The sequence below is a fragment of the Enterobacter cloacae complex sp. IR5418 genome (assembly GCF_049238105.1).
GTDB classification, from domain to species: domain Bacteria; phylum Pseudomonadota; class Gammaproteobacteria; order Enterobacterales; family Enterobacteriaceae; genus Enterobacter; species Enterobacter hormaechei.
This window is the reverse complement of record NZ_JBMKHS010000082.1, coordinates 1-4,065: the sequence shown is the minus strand read 5'-3', so window position 1 is coordinate 4,065 and position 4,065 is coordinate 1. Positions and strand designations below refer to the sequence as shown.

The 4,065-nt window shown below is 46.2% G+C and carries 3 protein-coding genes and 1 pseudogene; 3 read left to right on the top strand and 1 reads right to left on the bottom strand.

Annotated elements, in window-relative coordinates; translation table 11 throughout:
• The first annotated feature begins 160 nt into the window (after positions 1-160).
• Positions 161-976 (top strand): aminoglycoside O-phosphotransferase APH(3')-Ia, encoded by an 816-nt coding sequence (locus tag ACOTX7_RS23945; protein WP_012695470.1) that lies wholly within the window; start codon positions 161-163, stop codon positions 974-976.
• 136 nt (positions 977-1,112) lie between these two features.
• On the opposite strand, the gene ACOTX7_RS23940 is transcribed toward ACOTX7_RS23945, so the two are convergent.
• Positions 1,113-2,006 carry a LysR family transcriptional regulator gene (locus ACOTX7_RS23940; protein ID WP_012695469.1) on the bottom strand — a complete coding sequence of 298 codons (894 nt, stop codon included), beginning with the start codon at positions 2,004-2,006 and terminating at the stop codon, positions 1,113-1,115.
• Positions 2,007-2,199: 193 nt separating this feature from the next.
• On the opposite strand from ACOTX7_RS23940, the gene ACOTX7_RS23935 reads away from it, so the two are divergent.
• Both ACOTX7_RS23935 and ACOTX7_RS23930 read left to right on the top strand, forming a co-directional pair.
• Complete coding sequence (locus ACOTX7_RS23935; protein WP_021243026.1) at positions 2,200-3,357, top strand: iron-containing alcohol dehydrogenase; 1,158 nt, start codon at positions 2,200-2,202, stop codon at positions 3,355-3,357.
• Positions 3,358-3,443: 86 nt separating this feature from the next.
• Positions 3,444-4,010 (top strand): annotated as a pseudogene (locus ACOTX7_RS23930) (MFS transporter); the annotation flags it as partial.
• Positions 4,011-4,065: the final 55 nt, after the last annotated feature.

Here is a 4,065-nt window from a genome sequence, read left to right as displayed (position 1 = left end):
AAACACAACCCGCTACGGGGGAGACTTACCCGAAATCTGATTTATTCAACAAAGCCACGTTGTGTCTCAAAATCTCTGATGTTACATTGCACAAGATAAAAATATATCATCATGAACAATAAAACTGTCTGCTTACATAAACAGTAATACAAGGGGTGTTATGAGCCATATTCAACGGGAAACGTCTTGCTCGAGGCCGCGATTAAATTCCAACCTGGATGTTGATTTATATGGGTATAGATGGGCTCGCGATAATGTCGGGCAATCAGGTGCGACAATCTATCGATTGTATGGGAAGCCCGATGCGCCAGAGTTGTTTCTGAAACATGGCAAAGGTAGCGTTGCCAATGATGTTACAGATGAGATGGTCAGACTAAACTGGCTGACGGCATTTATGCCTCTTCCGACCATCAAGCATTTTATCCGTACTCCTGATGATGCATGGTTACTCACCACTGCGATCCCCGGGAAAACAGCATTCCAGGTATTAGAAGAATATCCTGATTCAGGTGAAAATATTGTTGATGCGCTGGCAGCGTTCCTGCGCCGGTTGCATTCGATTCCTGTTTGTAATTGTCCTTTTAACAGCGATCGCGTATTTCGTCTCGCTCAGGCGCAATCACGAATGAATAACGGTTTGGTTGATGCGAGTGATTTTGATGACGAGCGTAATGGCTGGCCTGTTGAACAAGTCTGGAAAGAAATGCATAAGCTTTTGCCATTCTCACCGGATTCAGTCGTCACTCATGGTGATTTCTCACTTGATAACCTTATTTTTGACGAGGGGAAATTAATAGGTTGTATTGATGTTGGACGAGTCGGAATCGCAGACCGATACCAGGATCTTGCCATCCTATGGAACTGCCTCGGTGAGTTTTCTCCTTCATTACAGAAACGGCTTTTTCAAAAATATGGTATTGATAATCCTGATATGAATAAATTGCAGTTTCATTTGATGCTCGATGAGTTTTTCTAATCAGAATTGGTTAATTGGTTGTAACACTGGCAGAGCATTACGCTGACTTGACGGGACGGCGCTTCCCTACCCTCATGGCCGCCTCCCAGGAATCGACCCAGGTGCTTATCGTGGACATAATCCTTTACTCATAAATTTATCTTATTCCATTATTGTACCTGTCGCGCAAAAGTTGCAGAAAAGCCATAAACGCAGGAGAATCCTGTCGGCGGTGAGGATAATAAATATGGTAGCCGTCAAAATATGGACACCACTCGGTCAGAACAGCAATCAGCTTGCCGCTTTTGATATATCCATCTGCAACATACTCGGGAATATAGGCAATCCCCAGCCCGTCTAATGCTGCATCGAGCTGATGAATCGTGCTGTTCGCAATATATTGCCCTTTGACTTTCAGACTGAATTTCTGAGCATCTTTCTCGAATTCCCAGGCGTACAATCCACTCGTATCAGAATAGCGGACGTTAATGCAGTTGTGGTTCAAAAGATCCTGCGGCTTCCTGGGCTTAGCATAACGCTTAAAATAATCTGGTGCAGCAACAACAAGCTGGCGCCAGTTCTGGCTTATTTTTGCGGCAATCATATCATTATTCAGAACATCGCCCGGACGAATCCCGGCATCAAAACGCTGATCAACAATATCTGTAAATCCATAGTCAATGCCGATTTCAATCTGAATATCTGGGTAGCGACTCAGAAAGTCCGGTAATACAGGACGGATCAAATACTGGATAACATCATCTGCCGCCGTGAGGCGTATGACGCCAGTGGGTTTTTCCCTAAGCTCACTCAACCGACTAATAGCATCATCAACCTGTTCCATTAACGGGCCAACTTCGTTAATGAGCCTTTCACCTGCTTCCGTAGTGGAGATACTGCGGGTGGTTCTGGCCAGCAGGCGGATCCCAAGCCTTTCCTCAAGAGATTTCACCGTGTGGCTGATGGCTGAGGGTGTCACACCTATTTCAGCTGCGGCTTTGGTAAAGCTTTTCAGCCTGGCCACTGTTAAAAAAACCTTTAATTCATCCACACGATTCCTCCTCCTCGGTCCCTACTGGAGACGTCAGCGTACCAGTCTGTCATTAATTATCAAATAAATTTCACAAGTAAGTGAAATTTATGTTGATTAATAAATAAAATTCAAAATGGTACTTTATATTCCACGACGTGAATATGTCCTCGTTGTAGTGACGGCTTTTAATTCTGAAAATGAGGTAATCATTATGCAAGATTTTATCTATCATAATCCGGTAAAAATTCTTTTTGGTCGCGATCAAATTTCTGCGTTAGCACAAGAAGTCCCGCAGGGTAAAAAGGTCATGATTGTCTATGGCGGGGGCAGCGTTATAAAACACGGTATATTGAAACGCGTAAAAGAGTCCCTGACAAACACCCTGGTTTATGAGTTTGGCGGTGTAGAAGCAAACCCTCATTATGAAACCCTGATGAAAGCCGTTGAGATTGTCAGAACAGAAAAAATTGATTTTCTTCTGGCCGTGGGCGGCGGTTCAGTGATCGACGGGACTAAATTTATTGCCGCCGCAGCCCTCTACGAAAATGATCCATGGGAGATCGTCAAGAGTTATGGCGGCGTGGTGAAACAAGCTCTCCCTTTTGGATGCGTGCTGACCCTGGCGGCCACGGGTTCAGAGATGAATAACACGGCGGTGATTAATCGGGTGACCACCCAGGATAAACTCTTTTTCACCTCCCCTTACGTTATGCCGAAATTTTCAGTGCTCGAACCGGAAATGACCTACACGCTGCCTGAACAACAAACCGCAAACGGGGTTGTTGATGCCTTTGTCCACGTTCTTGAGCAATACATTACTTACCCGGTTAACGCTAAGGTGCAGGATCGCCTGGCGGAAGGACTGCTGAGCACGCTGAAAGAAGAAGGCCCAGTAGCCCTTAAAAATCCACAGAACTACGACGCCAGAGCTAACATCATGTGGGCTGCGACGATGGCCCTGAATGGAATGTTGAGCGCAGGTGTCCCAACTGACTGGGCTTCTCACATGATTGGCCAGGAAATTACTGCATTATACGGAATCGACCACGCCCGTACCCTCGCTATCGTTATGCCTGCACTATGGCGCTTGTGCAAAAAGGAAAAAGCAGAAAAGCTGGCTCAGTACGGTGCGCGTGTCTGGAATATTCCTGAGTCTGATAGCGAAAAAATGGCCGATGAGGCTATCAATGCCACCGTGGAATTTTTTGAACTGATGGGCGTTAAAACCCGACTTTCTGATTATGGTCTGGGCGCGGAAGATATTTCAGCTGTTATCGGCAAGTTAAAAGAACATGGGCACATCGCATTAGGTGAACATGGAAAAATTACTGCTGAAGTGGCGGAAACAATACTGAACATGGCACTTTAATTGACTAACGATCTACTCTATTAGGCGCTAAGCCTGCGCACCTGGCAGGCTTAATTAAACATTAACGGTATTGCAAAATGCAGAAAATGAATGACACATTTCCCTATATGCCATTAATGGCTTTTGCGATGACCGGATTTATTTGCATCATGACGGAAACTATTCCAGCAGGATTATTGCCAGAAATCAGTAAGGGAATGAATATTTCGCTGGCTAGCGCAGGCCAGTGGGTCACCGTCTACGCCCTCGGGTCATTATTTGCCGCTATTCCGTTAACTATCGTTACCCGGTCGTGGAATCGGAAATATGTCTTATTAATGACCGTAGCGGGATTCTTCATTTTTAATACCATTACCGCACTTTCATCAAATGTTTACCTGACCCTGTTAGCGCGTTTGGGGGCCGGGGCGGCTGCGGGACTGGCGTGGAGCCTGCTGGCGGGGTTTTCACGCCGAATTGTTGAGCCGCTTCATCAGGGTCGGGCTATGGCGATAGCCATGGCTGGGACACCGCTGGCGCTCTCACTAGGCGTTCCGCTGGGAACCTGGCTTGGGCATTATCTTGGCTGGCGCCTGACGTTCGGTATTATGTCAGTACTTTCGCTGTTACTAATGATATGGATCCGTATCAGCGTTCCGGACTCTGCGGGGCGGCTTTGTTGAATAAATCGAACTTTTGCTGAGTTGAAGGATCAGATCACGCATCTTC

Bases quoted from the DNA above. Each gene is read 5' to 3' on its own strand.
- ACOTX7_RS23945 (WP_012695470.1), top strand. From the start codon at position 161: ATGAGCCATATTCAACGGGAAACGTCTTGCTCGAGGCCGCGATTAAAT.
- ACOTX7_RS23935 (WP_021243026.1), top strand. From the start codon at position 2,200: ATGCAAGATTTTATCTATCATAATCCGGTAAAAATTCTTTTTGGTCGC.